Origin of the sequence: Aurantimonas sp. C2-5-R2, from assembly GCF_036549495.1 — a bacterium.
Lineage (GTDB): Bacteria > Pseudomonadota > Alphaproteobacteria > Rhizobiales > Rhizobiaceae > Aurantimonas > Aurantimonas coralicida_A.
In genome coordinates this window covers 34,358-49,507 of sequence record NZ_JAZHLJ010000012.1, presented here as the reverse complement: position 1 = coordinate 49,507, position 15,150 = coordinate 34,358, and the positions used below count along the sequence as shown (strand labels likewise).

Genomic DNA, 15,150 nt, shown 5'->3' with positions numbered 1-15,150 from the left:
ATCGACCTTATTTCGTGACATAGCCGGGACTGGTGCGTCCCGCCGCCGGGAACCGGCGAAGCGACTGGCAATCGGCGCCATAGATATGCCACTCGTCAAGTCCCAGCACGCAGCCCTCGGCCCGCCAGGATTTGACCGGCGAGAACCTGCCAAGATGGCCGCCCGCCGCGGCAAAGCCCATCGGGTGTTCGATGACGTAGTAGACGGTTCGGTGTTTGCCGTCGGAAATCAACGCCGTCGCCCGGCAGTAGCGGCGCTCGATCGGACTGCTGGGCAGTGGTTCGTCCAGCCGCTGGGGGAAATAGCCGGTCTCGATCATGCCGCTGAATTCGAGGATTTCGAGCTTGGTTTCGAGCATGCGTGGGGCGCCATATTCGAACTGGTCTTCGACCTCGGCCAGCACGTCAGCGTCGTCGCAGGCCGGAACATTGGCACTCGCGACGGCGGGCGCCTGCAAGCGTTGCATGTCCGCGGCGGTCGTCGGGCCGGCCGTCGCCAAGCTGGCGAGGGACGCGGAGAGAAGAGCAGTAAGGAGACGGCGCATGATGGGAACTCGCTGCGATAGGACTGATCCTGTCGACAAATAGCATGAAACGGCCCAGGCGCCGTCAGGGCTTGGCGGGAGGAGGCGCAAAAACCTCATATGTTGCGCCGGGGTCGCGCCCCAGCACCGGCAGCAGGGCTTTCATGATCGCTTCGGCTTCCTCGGCGAACACGAAGGGTGGGTTGATCACCGCCATCCCGGTGCCGACGAAGCGCTGGTCCGCCGAATAGGGCGCGCGGAAGAAGTCCGCCACCACCATGTCGGCGATACCGAGCGCGCGCAGCCCGTCATGCAGCGCCTCGACGGTCTCCCGGTGTTTCAGCGGATACCAAAGCGCATAGATCCCGCCAGGCCAGCGGCGCAGCGCCTTGCCGAGAGCCAGGACGATATCCTCCACCTCGCTCGGCTTTTCGAAGGGCGGGTCGATCAGAACGAGTCCGCGCTTTTCCTTCGGCGGCACGTGCGAGCCAAGCGCGAGCCAGCCGTCGAGTTCGATCGCCTTGGTCTGGATGTCGCCGACGAAGACTGCTTTCAATACCGTCGCCTCCTCGGGATGAAGCTCGTAGGCGGACAAACGATCCTTTGGGCGCAAGAGGCGTCGCGCGATCAACGGCGAGCCAGGATAACGTTCCTGTTCCAAGTCCGGCTGCAACGCGGTGAAATAAGGCTCGAAGAGCGGGTTTGTCGTCAATTCGGCGGCAGCGCGCAGGCGGCCAATGCCCTCGGCATGCTCGCCGGTTCGAACCGCTTCGTTGGCGGATAGGGCGTAAAGACCGCGTCCGGCGTGGGTGTCGAAGACGCGAAACGGTTTGTCCTTGCGCTTCAGGTATTCGATCAGCCGGCTCATCAGCACATGCTTCACGACGTCCGCGAAGTTTCCCGCGTGATAGGCATGACGGTAGTTCATCCTGCTGCCGTTCTCTTGCGCTGCAGGGGGCCACATGGCCGTACCCCCTTAGGGTTCAGGGGGCACGCCAGCGCCTGAACAGGAGCTTTCGCGGCGAACGCTGCGTTCATAGCCCTTACCGCGCTGCGGCAAAGTCCCATCTTGGGCTGCGACATGACGCCCATCTTCGCCCGTCTTGGCATTCACGAAAGGACACCGCAATGGTTCAGTCGAAACTGTTTCAGCCCGTCGATCTCGGCCCGATAAAGCTCGCCAACCGCGTCGTCATGGCGCCGTTGACCCGCAGCCGCGCCAATGAAGCAGGCGTGCCGAACGACCTTCACGTGGAATATTATCGCCAGCGCGCGAGCGCCGGGCTGATCATTGCCGAGGCGACGAACATTTCGCCCGAAGGACGTGGCTATGCCTGGACGCCGGGCATTTTTTCCGACGCGCAGGTCGCGGCCTGGAAGAAGGTGACGGATGCCGTCCATGCAGAGGGCGGCAAGATGGTCCTGCAGCTCTGGCATGTCGGGCGGGTTTCGCATCCCGATTTGCAGCCGGGCGGCGCGCTCCCCGTCGCCCCGTCGGCGATCAAACCGCAGATGCAGGCCTTTACCGCCAATGGCCTCAAGGACGCAGAGACCCCGCGGGCGCTTGACCGGGACGAACTGCCGCGCATCGTCGCCGACTATGTGAAGGCGGCGGAAAACGCTAAGGCGGCGAGCTTCGACGGCGTCGAGATCCACTCGGCCAATGGCTATCTGCTCGACCAGTTCCTGCGCGACGGCGCCAACCAGCGGACCGACGATTACGGCGGCTCGATCGAAAACCGCATGCGCTTCCCGCTGGAAGTCGTCGACGCCGTGGTCAAGGTCTGGGGCGCCGACCGGGTCGGCATCCGCATCTCGCCGGTGAGCCCGGCCAACGATCTTCGCGACAGCGATCCGGAGCCGCTGTTCACCCGCTATGTCGAGGAATTGTCGAAGCGTAAGCTCGTCTATCTCCATGTCATCGAGGGCGCGACGCGGACCGAGCGCGATCCGCACGCCTTCAAGGCATGGACGCTGAAGGACCATTTCGACGGTCTCTACATGGGCAACAACCGCTACGACCGCGAGCTCGCCATCGAGCGTATCGAGGCGGATGAGGCCGATCTCATCTGCTTCGGCCGGCCCTTCATCTCCAATCCGGATCTGGTCGCGCGGCTCGAAATCGGCGCGCCGCTGGCCGAGTGGAACGAGGCCACCTTCTATGGCGGCGCCAGGGAGGGCTACCTGGACTATCCCGCGCTGAGCGATGAAGAACGCGCCCGCTACGCCGAGGCCGCCTGATCGGGCGACGGCGAAATCCGCATGACGAGGGTCGGAACGCGCGTTCCGGCCCTTTTTCTTGCCCGGTGCGCAAATCAGCACCGGCGGCTTCGACCGCCCCACGAATGGATGCGATCGCCAAAATGAATTTTGGCGGGCCGGCCGACTGCGGTATGGATCAGGCATGAACAAGCCGCTCCCCGTCGCCATCGGGCACTCAGCCTGCCCGCATGACTGCCCGTCCACCTGCGCTCTCGACGTCGAGGTGCTCGATAGCCGCACGATCGGCCGCGTGCGTGGTGCGGCGGCGAACGACTACACGGCCGGGGTGATCTGCGCCAAGGTCGCCCGCTACGCCGAGCGCATCCATCACAAGGACCGGCTGTTGAAGCCGCTGCAGCGGGTCGGCGCGAAAGGCGAGGGCGGTTGGCGCGAGATCGGCTGGGACGACGCGCTCGATCTGGCTGCCGAGGAATTTATCAAGGCCGAAGCCAGGCACGGGTCCGAGACGGTCTGGCCCTATCAGTATGCCGGGACGATGGGCCTGGTGCAGCGCGACGGCATCCACCGGCTGCGCCATGCCAAGAGCTATTCCGGCCAGTTCGACACGATCTGCACCAACATGGCCTGGACCGGCTGGTTCGTCGGTGCCGGCGCCATGCGCGGCGCCGACCCGCGCGAGATGGCCAAGTCCGACTGCGTGATCATCTGGGGCACCAACGCGGTGGCGACGCAGGTCAATGTGATGACCCACGCGGCCAAAGCGCGCAAGGAGCGCGGAGCCAAGATCGTCGTCATCGACGTCTACGACAACGCCACGATGAAGCAGGCCGATCTGGCGCTGAAGCTCAGGCCAGGTACCGACGGCGCGCTGGCCTGCGCGCTGATGCACATCGCCTTTCGCGATGGGACGGCGGACCGCGATTATCTCGCCCGCTTCACCGACGACCCGGCCGGACTGGAAGCGCATCTGGCGACCCGCACGCCGCAATGGGCGGCGGCGATCACGGGGCTCGACGTCGAGGAGATCGAGGCCTTCGCGGCGCTGATCGGCCGCACGCAGCGCAGCTATTTCCGCCTCGGCTACGGCTTTACCCGCCAGCGCAACGGCGCGGTGGCGATGCATGCGGCGATGTCGATTCCCGCCGTCTACGGCCATTGGCGCTATGAAGGCGGCGGCGCCTTCCACTCGAACTCGGACATCTTCGGGCTCGACAAGAGCGAGATCATGGGCACCGCCTATCGCGACCCGGCGATCCGCTTTATCGACCAGTGCCGGATCGGTGCGGCGCTGACCGGCGATGCCGAGGCGCTGTCCGGCGGGCCGCCTGTCACCGCGATGCTGATCCAGAACACCAACCCGGCCAATGTCTGCCCGGAGCAGCGACTGGTGCGACGGGGTTTCGCGCGGGACGACCTGTTCACCTGCGTCCACGAGCAGTTCATGACCGACACGGCCAAGCTCGCCGACCTGGTGCTGCCGGCGACGATGTTCCTGGAGCACGACGACATCTATCGGGGCGGCGGCCAGAACCACATTGTCCTGGGGCCGAAGCTGGTCGAGCCGCCGCAAACCGTGCGGACAAACCATTTCGTCTTCGAGGAACTGGCCAAACGCCTCGGCGTCGCCGACCGGCCGGGTTTCGGCCTCAGCGAACGCCAGCTCATCGACAACATGGTGAAGGCCGCCGGCCACACCGAGGGTTACGACGGGCTGAAACGCGGCCGTTGGATCGACTGTCAGCCGCCCTTCGAGGAGGCGCATTTCCTGAACGGTTTCGCCTGGCCGGGCGGCAAGTTCCGGTTCAAGCCCGACTGGACCGGCGGCCATGCGCCGAACCGGCCGCCTGACAGTCTGGGGCCGCAGGGTCCGGTCGCGGCTCTGCCGGTGTTTCCCGATCATGCCGAGTTGATCGAGGCAGCCGACGCGTCGCATCCTTACCGGCTCGCGACATCACCGGCGCGGCAGTTCCTCAATTCGACCTTCGCCGAGACGACCGGTTCGCGCTCGCGGGAAGGGGCGCCCGAGCTGATGATTCATCCCGAAGACGCGGCGCGTGAGGGGTTGGTCGCGGGCGATATCGTGACGATCGGCAATGTGCGAGGTGAAGTCCGGCTGGCGCTGACCATCACCGAGACCGTCAAGCCCGGCGTTCTCGTTCATGAGGGGATCTGGGCGAATACCGATTTCCTCGACGAGGAGGGGATCAACACGCTCACCGGTGCCGATCCGGTGGCGCCCTTCGGCGGCGCGGCGTTTCATGACAATCGGGTGTGGTTGAAAACCAGCGCGTAAAGGGTGATCTTATGCCGCTTGCGACGGGAAAAGGGTCTTAAAACCAATGCGTCAGTCGCCCGATGGTCATATCACTCTCGATCCGAACATCCGCGGCGGTCGGCCGACCATCCGCAGCACCCGCATTACGGTCGCTGATGTCCTTGGCTGGCTATCGTCCGGTATGAGCAATGGTGAAATTCTGGCTGATTTCCCCGAATTGACTGAGGCTGATATCCGCGCGGCCTTGAGCTATGCCGCTGATGGGAGCGCCATACGATCACGGCGGCAGAGTAAAGCTGTTTTTCGACCAGAATCTCAGCTTCAAACTCTGCGATCGTCTCGCCGATCTTTATCCGGGAACCACCCAGGCTCGCCTCGTCGGGTTTGACAGGGCAACGGACCGCGAAATCTGGCGCTTTGCGGCGGAAAACGGTTTCGGTCTGGTTTCGCAGGATTCAGATTTGCGGAAATGGTCGCATTTCGTGGTCCGCCGCCGAAGCTCGTCTGGCTGCGCGGTGGAAATCAGCCAACGGCAACCGTGGAGCAAAAGCTGCGTCGGCACTGCGCGCAAATCATTGCTGCTCTGGAAACAGAAGCCCTCGCCTCCATCGAAATTTACTGACAGCATCCGATTTGACCACCACAACGCTTCACCCTGCGGCGCAGAGTTCCACGATAATCGGGTGTGGTTGCGGGCATCTTGAAGGCGATCAAAGCATCACGAGACGGCTGGCGAAGTTGGCCTGATCGACCGCGCCGGCCATGATGCCTGAGCGCTCCGCCGTCTCCAGGCCCGGCGCGTCGGCGTGGTTGGCAATGACGCCGACGATCTGGCCCGGATAGGTCGGATCCATCGACGCGGCGGCTAGCGCGCTCATATTGGTGCCGCGTCCGGAGATCAGGATCGCGATCCTCTGCCGGCGGACCGCGTTCATGGTAGCGGCAACGCGCCGTTGAAGGTTATCGCCGCGTCCTTGCGGGGCAGGATGCGTCAGAGCGGCACGACGGTTTCGCCGGCCTTTTGCAGGATCGTGCCGACCATAAGGTCGGGCACGACCTGTCCGCTGTCCGGCCGCGCCTAGGCGAGCCAGCCAAACGCTCTCTCGACGGCGCCGATGGCTTAGCCCCCGGCGCCGGTGGCGAGCGCGATGGCGCGGGCGCCGGCACCCTCGCCAACTCCAGCTTTCCACTCGGCGATCACCGTCTCGGCCGCCTGCTCGAGCCGGGTGAGTTCATCTTCCGGCGGTTCGACCACCTCGGTTCCTGCCTCGATGATCGTCGGCCAGTATTCCTCGGGATAGATCTTGTCGTTCGCGTGGGCGGCGCCGTTCTCGTCGAGCCAAGCCGCCGCTTCCTCGACGGCCGCCTTCACGGTTTTGTCCATAACCTCCCATTTGCGGCGATCGACGAAGAGGGCGATGCCGTAGCCGTTGATCGGGAGCTTGTAGACAATGTCGAGCAGCGGCTCCAACGAGCGTCCGATGACGGTGGAGGGATTGACCACAGCGGCATCGACGGTGCGGCGCTGCAAGGCGAGGTAGAGCTCGGAAGACGGGATGCGCACCGCGGCCGCGCCGAAGCTCTCGATCACCTTGGTGGCCTCGTAGCTCACCACGCTCACCTTCTTGCCCTTGAGGTCGTCGATCGAGCGTATCGGCGCATCCTTGGTCGACCAGATGTATTCGGGTTCGAGGATGTTACCCATCATCGAGACCATGTAGAGGTCATCCTTGGCGAGTTCTTCGTTGATGAGCTCGAACAGCGGGCTGCCTTTGGCGAGCCGGCTGGGATTGGCGTAAAGTTCGCCCGCCACGCTCGGCAGGCCCACCGCCCCGAGGATCGGAATAGAGCGGTTGATATAGCTCGTGGTGTGGAACATGAAGTCGATCGATCCCGCGCGCAGCGCCGGAAGCTGCTCGTCCGCCTTCACCAACCTGCCGCTGTCGTAGTATTCCACGTCGACCGCGTCGCTGGCGTTCAGGCGCTCGACGAAGCCGTTCGGGCCGTAGGAAAGGGCCCGGTAGCTCTGAGGAATGTAGTAGACGCCGGTCATGGTCGTCCCGGCACGGGCCGGCCGACTGGTGAAGCCGACAACCGCCGCCCCACCGAAGGCTGCAGCAGTCATCAGGAAGTTGCGGCGGTTCTGAATCATTCTGTAACCCCACGATGGTTTCGGTCTTCGGATCGGTTTTGGCGGCTGCGCCGCCGCGCTCGGCACAGAGCGCGGTCACTGTTCAGGTCTCAGCACCGTCTCTCCGACCAGCGTCATGCCAGATTGCATACAATGACGGTGCAGACTCGATGCTCTCGCTGCATAGAGATCGTATATTCGCGCTTTTCGCAAGCCCTGACATCGAGTATGTATACAATTGACAATGGTGAACAGTAAGCGAGAATCTCGCCGAGACGTCTATGCCCGAATCCGTCAGATGATTCTGGCCGGCGAGATCGCGATGGGAGACCGCCTCGTCGAGGCGCGCCTGGCTCAGAGGCTGGAGATGTCGCGGACGCCGCTGCTTGACCGACTCGAGGACTTCGACGCATTCAGCCGGGCCGTCGGCATCGAGGAGGTCTGAGAGTTCGAGAAACGCCACGCCAAGGAGGCCGAATCGGGATGAGCGAGCTTGCCGAGAACTACACGGGAGTCTTTGACGGCAGCATCGGGTTCGGTCGGCGGCCGGTGCTGGTCGTCATCGACTTCATGCGGGCCTATACCGAGGAGGGTTCCCCCTTCTTCGCCCAGGGCGTGGTCGAGGCCGTGGCCGCAAGCGTCGAACTTCTCACCGCGGCGCGGCGTTCGGGGATCCCCGTCATCCATACCCGGATCGAGTTCCACCCGTCCGGCATGGATGGTGGCCTGTTTGTGCGCAAGGTGCCGGCCTTGCGCACGCTCGTGGCCGGCGAGCCGCTCGGCGAATTCGATCCACAGGTCGCGCCGTGCGAGGACGAGTTGGTGATCGTGAAGAACTACGCCAGCGCGTTCTTCGGCACCTCGCTGCAGCCGACGCTTTCGGCCCAGGGGGTCGACACGATCGTGCTCGCCGGCTGCTCGACCAGCGGCTGCATCCGCGCCACCGCGATCGACGGCATGCAGCACGGCTTCCGGGTCATCGTGCCGCGCGAATGCGTTGGCGACCGGCACAGCGCCCCGCACGAGGCCAACCTGTTTGACATCAACGCGAAATACGGCGACGTGACGGAACGCGACATCGTCATCGCTCGTCTCGGCAGCCTTGAGGGCGCGAATGTTGACAGCAACTTCAGGTTTGACCCGCCTTGAAATCCGCTGCTTGTCACCGAACGAAGGCGGATCGACTTCGTGGGCTGCCCGCCCGCCCCCGCACCGCCGAATCTGAAACAGAATTCCCAATCCCGTTTCAATCCCTCCGGGCGTCCGGAGACACGAGGATATGCGGCGGGTTGGCCGTGTTGTCCTCCGCCGATTTCCGCGAGCCCTTCGTGATTGCCCGGCCGTTCGACATGCGCACGGTGCCGTCGAGCACCAGCTTCAGCGCATGCGGATAAAGCCGGTGCTCGGCCCGCAACAGTCGCGCCCCCAGCGTCTCGGCGGTGTCGTCCGGCTCGATCGCGATCGCCGCCTGGGCGATGATCGGCCCCTCGTCCATGCGCTCGGTGACGAAATGGACCGTGCAGCCGTGGATTCGCATTCCCGTCGCCAGCGCCCGCCTATGGGAGTCCAGACCGGGAAACAGCGGCAGCAGCGACGGATGGATGTTGATCAGGCGCCCGCTGTAGCGCCGCACGAAGCCTTCCGACAAAATTCGCATGTAGCCCGCGAGGCAGACGACGTCCGGCTTCAGGTCGTCCAGCGCCTTGAGGACCGCAGCCTCGTGCTTGGCGCGATCGGCGAAGGCGCTCTGTTCGATGGCGATGGCCGTAATTCCCGAGCGCTCCGCCGTCTCCAGGCCCGGCGCGTCGGCGTGGTTGGCAATGACGCCGACGATCTGGCCCGGATAGGTCGGATCCATCGAGGCGGCGGCTAGCGCGCTCATATTGGTGCCGCGTCCGGAGATCAGGATCGCGATCCTCTGCCGGCGGACCGCGTTCATGGTAGCGGCAACGCGCCGTTGAAGGTCACCGCCGCGTCCTTGCGCGGCAGGATGCGGCCGAGCGGAACGACGGTTTCGCCCGCTTTCTGCAGGATCGCGCTGACCGTCGCCGCGTCGGCCTCGGACACGACGACGATCATGCCGATTCCGCAATTGAAGGTGCGCAGCATTTCCGATTCCGCAATGCCGCCTTCCTTGGAGAGCCATCCGAACACCGGCGGCACCGGAACCGCGAACAGGTCGATGTCGGCCCTCAGCGTGTCCGGCAGAACTCGTGGGATGTTTTCGACGAAACCGCCGCCGGTAATATGCGCCAGCGCCTTGATGCCGTTCGTCTCGGCGAAGGCCGAAAGCAGCGCTTTGACATAGATGCGGGTCGGCTCGATCAGGGCTTCGCCCAGCGTTCGATCGCCGTCGAAGGGAGCCGGGTCGCCATAGCGCGCGCCGGACCGCTCGACGATGCGCCGAACCAGCGAATAGCCATTCGAGTGAACCCCGGAGGACACGAGCCCGAGGATCATGTCACCAGCTTCGATCGTACCGGCCGGGAGCAGGCGGCCGCGCTCGACCGCGCCGACGGCAAAGCCGGCCAGATCGTAGTCCTTGTCGGCATAAAGGCCCGGCATCTCGGCGGTTTCGCCGCCGATCAGCGCGCATCCGGCCTGGCGGCAGCCGCTCGCGATGCCTTTGACGATGGCCTCGCCCTCGGACGGGTTGAGCCGCCCTGTGGCATAATAGTCGAGGAAGAACAGCGGCTCGGCGCCCTGGACCACGAGATCGTTGACGCACATGGCCACGAGATCGATGCCGATCGTCTCGTGCAGGCCGGTCTCGATGGCGATTCTGAGCTTCGTGCCGACGCCGTCATTCGCCGCGACCAGCAGCGGGTCGTCGAAGCCGGCCGCCTTGAGGTCGAAGAGGCCGCCAAAGCCGCCGATTTCGCCGTCGGCGCCGCGGCGCCGCGTCGAGCGCACATGCGGCTTGATCCGCTGCACGAGCTCGTTGCCGGCGTCGATATCGACGCCCGCGTCCCGGTAAGTCAGAGAGTTGCTCGTTTCGGTCATGGTCCCCACCCGTTTCCGCCGAGTTGACATGATCACGGCCTGTGAGCAAGACCCGATGCCATGGCGCGAGGAATTGTCACGATGTATCGGTGGGCGAGCGAGCGGTTTTCTGCAACGACTGGTGCGGCCGCATGACCGTCCCGAATTTCATCTCGATCGCCCGGCTTCTCGGCGTCCCGATACTGGTCTGGGCATTGATCGACGGCGATTGGCAGCTTGCCTTTCTGATCTTCATTCTCGCGGGCATCTCGGATGCCGTCGACGGGGCGATCGCGCGCCACTTCGATCAGCAGTCCACCCTCGGCCTTTACCTCGATCCGCTCGCCGACAAGGCTTTGCTGATTTCGGTTTTCGTCGGCCTCAGCCTGCTCGACCACCTGCCGGCCTGGTTGGCGGTGGCGGTGGTCAGCCGCGACCTTCTCATCATCGCCGCTGTGCTTCTGTCCTACGTCATGGGGCAGCCGATAACGGTTCGTCCCCTGCTGGTCTCCAAAATGACCACCCTGGCGCAACTCATGTTAGCGGCGGTGGCTCTTGCGGAGCCGGCTTTCGGCCTCCAGCTTAACCTGCTCATTGCCGTTCTCGTCGGCATCACAGCGCTCTTGACCGGACTGTCGGCCGCCGCCTATCTCGTTGATTGGCTTCGGCACATGGCCTCCGAGGGGCATCCCGGGCGTGAGGAAGGTGATCCGACATGAACGACCGAAGTGCGCTGATCCGCCGACAGGTGTTCTTCTGGAGCTCAGCTGCGGTTCTGGCCGTATTGCTGCTATGGCTGTTTTCCGGGATTCTGCTGCCCTTCGTCCTCGGTATGGTGATCGCCTATTTCCTCGATCCCGTCGCGGACTGGTTCGAGCGCCACGGCTTTTCGCGGGTGGCGGCGACGGTCGTCATCCTTGTTCTGTTTGCGGCGACCTTCATTGCCGCCGTGCTGATTCTCGTGCCGGTTATCGGCAGTCAGATTGCCAGTTTCGCAGAGCGCGTTCCGGATTATCTCGATCGGTTGCAGGGCTTGGCCACCGCAGCGCGAAGCGGGCCGCTGGCGTTTCTATTCTCGGGAGAAGAGAGCAATCTGAAGCAGGATTTTGCCAAGATCGTCAATGAGGGAACCGGGTTCATCACCTCCTTCCTCGGCTCTGTCTGGACCTCGTCGCTGGCTGTGGTCAATTTCGTGGCATTGTTCGTGGTGACGCCGGTCGTCGCCTTCTATCTCCTGCTCGACTGGGATCGGATGATCGCGAAGGTCGATTCCTGGATCCCGCGCCAGCACACCACGACCGTTCGGCATCTGGCGCACGACATCGACCGTTCGGTGGCCGGCTTCCTTCGTGGCCAAGGCAGCGTCAGCCTGATCCTCGGCACCTTCTATGCCGTCGGACTGACGCTCACCGGGCTCAATTTCGGGTTGCTGATCGGCCTGTTCGCGGGGCTGATCTCGTTCATCCCCTATATCGGCTCGACCGTCGGCCTTGTGCTCGCCGTCGGCGTGGCGCTGGTGCAGTTCTGGCCGGACTGGATCTGGATCGTCGCCGTCGCGACGATTTTCTTCGTCGGACAGTTTTTCGAGGGCAACATCCTGCAGCCGAAACTGGTCGGGGCCTCGGTCGGCTTGCATCCGGTCTGGCTGATGTTCGCGCTGTTCGCCTTCGGCGCCCTGTTTGGTTTCGTCGGTCTCTTGATCGCCGTCCCCGCCGCGGCAGCGGTTGGCGTTCTGGCCCGCTTTGCAATTACGCAATATTTACAAAGCGAGATGTATTATGGCCCGCCGTCGCCCCCGGAGAATGCCACTGGCGTGACGGTCGAGGAATCTCCGGCTCCGAAGGTGATTAGCGCCGAACCTCGCTCGGGCGCCGGCGAATAGGGCAAGGCCGCCATGCCGTCGCAACTCCCTCTCGATCTTCCCCACGCCGCCTCGCACGCCCGTGAGGATCTCATCGTCTCGGCGTCGAACCGGGTCGCCGTCGAGGCTGTCGACACCTGGCCGCATTGGCGGCATTCGGTGCTGGTGATCGTGGGACCGCCCGGAGCGGGCAAGACGCACCTTGCCAATGTATGGGCGGAGCGGGCCGGGGCGCTGACCGCCGAGGCCGGCGCTATGGCCGCCCATCTCGACCAGTCGGGATTTCGCATCGTCGTCGACGATCTCGATCGCTCGCACTTGTCGGAAACCGACCTGTTCGGCCTCGTCAACGCCGCGCGGCTGGGAGCCGGGAGCGTGCTTGCGACAAGCCGGACGCCACCGGCGGGAATGGCATTCACGCTCAGCGATCTTCGTTCGCGCCTTTGCGCCGCGACGATCGCCGAGCTGGGAGCCCCCGACGACGACCTTTTGGCCGGCGTCCTGGTCAAACTTTTCGCCGACCGCCAGCTCGACATAGCGCCGCGGATGGTCCGCTATCTGGCCGAGCGAATGGAGCGCTCGCTCGATTCAGCCCGCCGCGTCGTCGCCGCCGTCGATCGCGAGGCGTTGGCTTCCAAGGAGCGCATAAGCACGCGCCTTCTCAAGCGGGTGCTTGACCGCGAGAGCGAAGCGGTGCGTCATCAGGCGGTCGTGCCGGCCCGCTACCCGGGCGCGACGGAGGACTGATCATGGATACAGCATCACCGGCGCCCCGGGCCAAATCGAGGAAATCCCGCACGCGCAAGCCTATGGCTGGCGCGGCAACAGGGCGGCAGGAAACGGCTGCTGAGGTTCCGGCCGACACGCCGGCGAGCGTCGACAACGCCGCGGCATCGGCGGTCCCGGAGCGGGATGCGTCCGCGACCACGCCGATCCTGTCGGAGGCTTCGGTCATCCTGGAAACACCACCGGCGGAGGTGGAGGCGGCGGCGAACAACGACCGGCCGGCCGACAGCGAGTTGCCGGCGGACCGTTTCATCAATCGGGAGATTTCGTGGCTTCAGTTCAACCGCCGCGTGCTCGAGGAATCGCAGAACTCCTCGCATCCCTTGCTCGAGCGCATTCGCTTCCTGTCGATCTCGGCTGACAATCTCGACGAATTCTTCATGGTCCGGGTGGCCGGTCTCGCCGGTCAGGTGCGCGAGAAAATCACCGTCCGCAGCATCGACGGCCTGACGCCGCAGGAACAGCTCGACCGGATTCTCGATGATGTGGGGCATCTGCAGGGGGAACAACAGGCATCGCTGGCCGAACTCGTCAAGGAACTGCGGCAGGAGCGCATCCAGATCGTCGGCGCTGGCGATCTCAAGCGCGACGACCGGGCCTGGCTGGAGAAGCATTTCGACGAGACGATCTTCCCGGTCCTGACGCCGCTGTCGGTCGACCCGGCGCATCCGTTTCCATTCATTCCCAATCTGGGCTTCTCGATCGCTCTCGCCCTGCTGCGCGAGCGCGATTCCCAGCCCATGAACGCGCTTTTGCGCCTGCCGCCGGCGCTGCAGCGATTTATCGAGATGCCGCCGACTGACAAGGGGCTCCTGCGCCTGGTGCCGCTGGAGAGCATCGTCGCATTGTTTATAGGTCGATTGTTTCCAGGGTACAGGGTCAAGGGCGCGGGGACCTTCCGTATCATTCGCGACAGCGATATCGAGGTCGAGGAAGAGGCCGAGGATCTCGTCCGCCATTTCGAAAGCGCCTTGAAGCGGCGACGCCGCGGGTCGGTAATCCGGATCGAGTTCGATTCGGTCATGCCGGAGACGCTGCGCAATTTCGTCGCGGGCGAACTGGCGGTGCCGGAGTCGCGCGTCTCGGTCATGGACGGCATGCTGGCGCTCGATTCGGTGTCGCAGATCTGCAAATTGCCGCGCGACGATCTGAAGTTCAAACCCTACATTCCGCGCTTTCCCGAGCGGATCCGCGAACACAATGGCGATTGCTTCGCGGCCATCCGCGAGAAGGACATCATCGTCCATCATCCGTATGAATCGTTCGACGTGGTCGTGCAGTTCCTTCGGCAGGCGGCGCAGGACCCGAACGTCATCGCGATCAAGCAGACACTTTATCGCACGTCGAACGAGTCCCCGATCGTCCGGGCGCTGGTCGACGCCGCCGAATCCGGCAAGTCGGTGACGGCGCTGGTCGAGCTGAAGGCGCGGTTCGACGAGGAGGCCAATATCCGCTGGGCCCGCGATCTGGAGCGGGCGGGCGTCCAGGTGGTTTTCGGCTTCATCGAAAAGAAGACCCACGCCAAGCTATCGCTGATCGTTCGGCGGGAGGATGGAAAGCTCGTGAACTTTGTTCACATCGGCACCGGCAACTACCATCCGATCACCGCGCGAATCTATACGGACCTGTCCTACTTCACCGCCGACCCGGACATCGCGCACGACGTCCAGCTGGTGTTCAACTACATCACTGGCTACGCCGAACCGGCCGAGGTCAAGAAGCTCGCCATCTCGCCGCTGACGATGCGCAGCCGAATCGTCGGACACATCGAGGACGAGGTCGCTCATGTGCGGGCGGGACGTCCGGGCCAGATCTGGATGAAGATGAATTCGCTGGTCGACCCGGCGATCATCGATGCGCTCTACAGGGCAAGCCAGGCGGGCGTCGAGATCGACCTCGTGGTGCGCGGCATCTGTTGTCTGCGACCGCGTGTGCCCGGCCTGTCAGACAATATCCGCGTCAAATCGATCGTCGGCCGGTTCCTCGAGCACAGCCGGATCTTCTGCTTCGGCAATGGACAGGGACTGCCCTCCGAGGCGGCGATCGTCTATATGGGCTCGGCCGACATGATGCCGCGCAATCTTGACCGCCGGGTCGAGACACTGGTGCCCATCACCACGCCGACTGTTCACAGTCAGGTGCTATCGCAGATCATGCTCGGCAACATTCTCGACAATCAGCAGAGTTGGTCGGTCGCCGCCGATGGGACGTCGCGCCATATCTTTCCTTCGCCGGGTGAACAGCCGTTCAACGCCCAACGTTATTTCATGACCAATCCGAGTCTGTCGGGGCGCGGGAAAGCACTGAAAACGGATGCCCCAAAACTCATCGCGCGGCAACGTGCGGACCACGCCCGTTTCGACTGAGCC

Annotated in this window: 15 protein-coding genes and 1 pseudogene; 10 read left to right on the top strand and 6 right to left on the bottom strand. The window is 64.1% G+C overall.

All coding sequences use genetic code 11. The annotated features are described in order from the left end of the window. Positions 1-7 precede the first annotated feature (7 nt). Both VQ044_RS08180 and VQ044_RS08175 read right to left on the bottom strand, forming a co-directional pair. The gene (locus VQ044_RS08180; protein WP_327646468.1) at positions 8-544 is read right to left on the bottom strand and encodes a hypothetical protein; all 537 of its coding nucleotides are present in this window, start codon (positions 542-544) and stop codon (positions 8-10) included. 64 nt (positions 545-608) lie between these two features. Continuing rightward, complete coding sequence (locus VQ044_RS08175; RefSeq protein WP_327646469.1) at positions 609-1,487, bottom strand: 23S rRNA (adenine(2030)-N(6))-methyltransferase RlmJ; 879 nt, start codon at positions 1,485-1,487, stop codon at positions 609-611. A gap of 164 nt (positions 1,488-1,651) precedes the next feature. Between VQ044_RS08175 and VQ044_RS08170 the strand changes: the two genes are divergently transcribed. The 4 genes and pseudogenes from VQ044_RS08170 to VQ044_RS08155 all read left to right on the top strand — a co-directional run bounded on the left by VQ044_RS08170 (position 1,652) and on the right by VQ044_RS08155 (position 5,725). Then, positions 1,652-2,764 carry an alkene reductase gene (locus VQ044_RS08170; protein ID WP_327646470.1) on the top strand — a complete coding sequence of 371 codons (1,113 nt, stop codon included), beginning with the start codon at positions 1,652-1,654 and terminating at the stop codon, positions 2,762-2,764. A 163-nt stretch (positions 2,765-2,927) separates the two neighbouring features. Beyond that, on the top strand, positions 2,928-5,039 hold the full coding sequence (locus VQ044_RS08165; protein ID WP_327646472.1) for a molybdopterin oxidoreductase family protein: 2,112 nt from the start codon (positions 2,928-2,930) through the stop codon (positions 5,037-5,039). Positions 5,040-5,085: 46 nt separating this feature from the next. Next, positions 5,086-5,217, top strand: a pseudogene (locus tag VQ044_RS08160) (DUF433 domain-containing protein); the annotation flags it as partial. 55 nt (positions 5,218-5,272) lie between these two features. Next, on the top strand, positions 5,273-5,725 hold the full coding sequence (locus tag VQ044_RS08155) for a DUF5615 family PIN-like protein (protein ID WP_327646521.1): 453 nt from the start codon (positions 5,273-5,275) through the stop codon (positions 5,723-5,725). Between the two features lie 6 nt (positions 5,726-5,731). On the opposite strand, the gene VQ044_RS08150 is transcribed toward VQ044_RS08155, so the two are convergent. Together VQ044_RS08150 and VQ044_RS08145 are read right to left on the bottom strand one after the other, a co-directional pair. Beyond that, complete coding sequence (locus VQ044_RS08150; protein WP_327646473.1) at positions 5,732-5,956, bottom strand: formyltransferase family protein; 225 nt, start codon at positions 5,954-5,956, stop codon at positions 5,732-5,734. A gap of 185 nt (positions 5,957-6,141) precedes the next feature. Further along, entirely contained in the window at positions 6,142-7,173 is a 1,032-nt protein-coding gene (locus tag VQ044_RS08145) for a TRAP transporter substrate-binding protein (RefSeq protein WP_327646475.1), read from the bottom strand. 223 nt (positions 7,174-7,396) lie between these two features. Between VQ044_RS08145 and VQ044_RS08140 the strand changes: the two genes are divergently transcribed. After that, a complete protein-coding gene (locus tag VQ044_RS08140; protein WP_327646477.1) occupies positions 7,397-7,597 on the top strand; it encodes a GntR family transcriptional regulator in 201 nt (66 codons plus the stop codon). Positions 7,598-7,635: 38 nt separating this feature from the next. Further along, positions 7,636-8,301, top strand: a complete 666-nt coding sequence (locus tag VQ044_RS08135; protein ID WP_327646478.1) for an N-carbamoylsarcosine amidohydrolase — start codon at positions 7,636-7,638, stop codon at positions 8,299-8,301. 97 nt (positions 8,302-8,398) lie between these two features. Here the strand turns inward: VQ044_RS08135 and purN are convergent, their stop codons facing one another. Both purN and purM read right to left on the bottom strand, forming a co-directional pair. After that, positions 8,399-9,091: a phosphoribosylglycinamide formyltransferase gene (gene purN / locus VQ044_RS08130; RefSeq protein ID WP_327646479.1), complete on the bottom strand. Its 693-nt coding sequence runs from the start codon at positions 9,089-9,091 to the stop codon at positions 8,399-8,401. Continuing rightward, positions 9,088-10,155 (bottom strand): phosphoribosylformylglycinamidine cyclo-ligase, encoded by a 1,068-nt coding sequence (gene purM, locus VQ044_RS08125; protein WP_327646480.1) that lies wholly within the window; start codon positions 10,153-10,155, stop codon positions 9,088-9,090. Before purM ends, purN begins: the two co-directional genes overlap by 4 nt. Positions 10,156-10,286: 131 nt before the next feature. On the opposite strand from purM, the gene VQ044_RS08120 reads away from it, so the two are divergent. Genes VQ044_RS08120 through VQ044_RS08105 form a run of 4 tightly spaced genes read left to right on the top strand, consistent with a single transcriptional unit; the run spans position 10,287 to position 15,147 of the window. Continuing rightward, entirely contained in the window at positions 10,287-10,853 is a 567-nt protein-coding gene (locus VQ044_RS08120) for a CDP-alcohol phosphatidyltransferase family protein (protein ID WP_327646481.1), read from the top strand. After that, positions 10,850-12,016 carry an AI-2E family transporter gene (locus VQ044_RS08115; protein WP_327646483.1) on the top strand — a complete coding sequence of 389 codons (1,167 nt, stop codon included), beginning with the start codon at positions 10,850-10,852 and terminating at the stop codon, positions 12,014-12,016. The genes VQ044_RS08120 and VQ044_RS08115 overlap by 4 nt, the downstream gene beginning before the upstream one ends. A gap of 12 nt (positions 12,017-12,028) precedes the next feature. After that, the gene (locus tag VQ044_RS08110; RefSeq protein WP_327646485.1) at positions 12,029-12,742 is read left to right on the top strand and encodes a hypothetical protein; all 714 of its coding nucleotides are present in this window, start codon (positions 12,029-12,031) and stop codon (positions 12,740-12,742) included. 2 nt (positions 12,743-12,744) lie between these two features. After that, the gene (locus tag VQ044_RS08105) at positions 12,745-15,147 is read left to right on the top strand and encodes an RNA degradosome polyphosphate kinase (protein ID WP_327646486.1); all 2,403 of its coding nucleotides are present in this window, start codon (positions 12,745-12,747) and stop codon (positions 15,145-15,147) included. Positions 15,148-15,150: the final 3 nt, after the last annotated feature.

Excerpts from the sequence above, each read along its gene's own strand:
- VQ044_RS08170 (WP_327646470.1), top strand. The coding sequence starts at position 1,652 with ATGGTTCAGTCGAAACTGTTTCAGCCCGTCGATCTCGGCCCGATAAAG.
- VQ044_RS08135 (WP_327646478.1), top strand. The coding sequence starts at position 7,636 with ATGAGCGAGCTTGCCGAGAACTACACGGGAGTCTTTGACGGCAGCATC.
- VQ044_RS08105 (WP_327646486.1), top strand. The coding sequence starts at position 12,745 with ATGGATACAGCATCACCGGCGCCCCGGGCCAAATCGAGGAAATCCCGC.
- VQ044_RS08140 (WP_327646477.1), top strand. The coding sequence starts at position 7,397 with ATGGTGAACAGTAAGCGAGAATCTCGCCGAGACGTCTATGCCCGAATC.
- VQ044_RS08180 (WP_327646468.1), bottom strand. The coding sequence starts at position 544 with ATGCGCCGTCTCCTTACTGCTCTTCTCTCCGCGTCCCTCGCCAGCTTG.
- VQ044_RS08165 (WP_327646472.1), top strand. The coding sequence starts at position 2,928 with ATGAACAAGCCGCTCCCCGTCGCCATCGGGCACTCAGCCTGCCCGCAT.
- VQ044_RS08155 (WP_327646521.1), top strand. The coding sequence starts at position 5,273 with ATGCCGCTGATGGGAGCGCCATACGATCACGGCGGCAGAGTAAAGCTG.
- VQ044_RS08120 (WP_327646481.1), top strand. The coding sequence starts at position 10,287 with ATGACCGTCCCGAATTTCATCTCGATCGCCCGGCTTCTCGGCGTCCCG.
- VQ044_RS08150 (WP_327646473.1), bottom strand. The coding sequence starts at position 5,956 with ATGAACGCGGTCCGCCGGCAGAGGATCGCGATCCTGATCTCCGGACGC.
- VQ044_RS08110 (WP_327646485.1), top strand. The coding sequence starts at position 12,029 with ATGCCGTCGCAACTCCCTCTCGATCTTCCCCACGCCGCCTCGCACGCC.
- VQ044_RS08115 (WP_327646483.1), top strand. The coding sequence starts at position 10,850 with ATGAACGACCGAAGTGCGCTGATCCGCCGACAGGTGTTCTTCTGGAGC.
- VQ044_RS08145 (WP_327646475.1), bottom strand. The coding sequence starts at position 7,173 with ATGATTCAGAACCGCCGCAACTTCCTGATGACTGCTGCAGCCTTCGGT.
- purN (WP_327646479.1), bottom strand. The coding sequence starts at position 9,091 with ATGAACGCGGTCCGCCGGCAGAGGATCGCGATCCTGATCTCCGGACGC.
- VQ044_RS08175 (WP_327646469.1), bottom strand. The coding sequence starts at position 1,487 with ATGTGGCCCCCTGCAGCGCAAGAGAACGGCAGCAGGATGAACTACCGT.
- purM (WP_327646480.1), bottom strand. The coding sequence starts at position 10,155 with ATGACCGAAACGAGCAACTCTCTGACTTACCGGGACGCGGGCGTCGAT.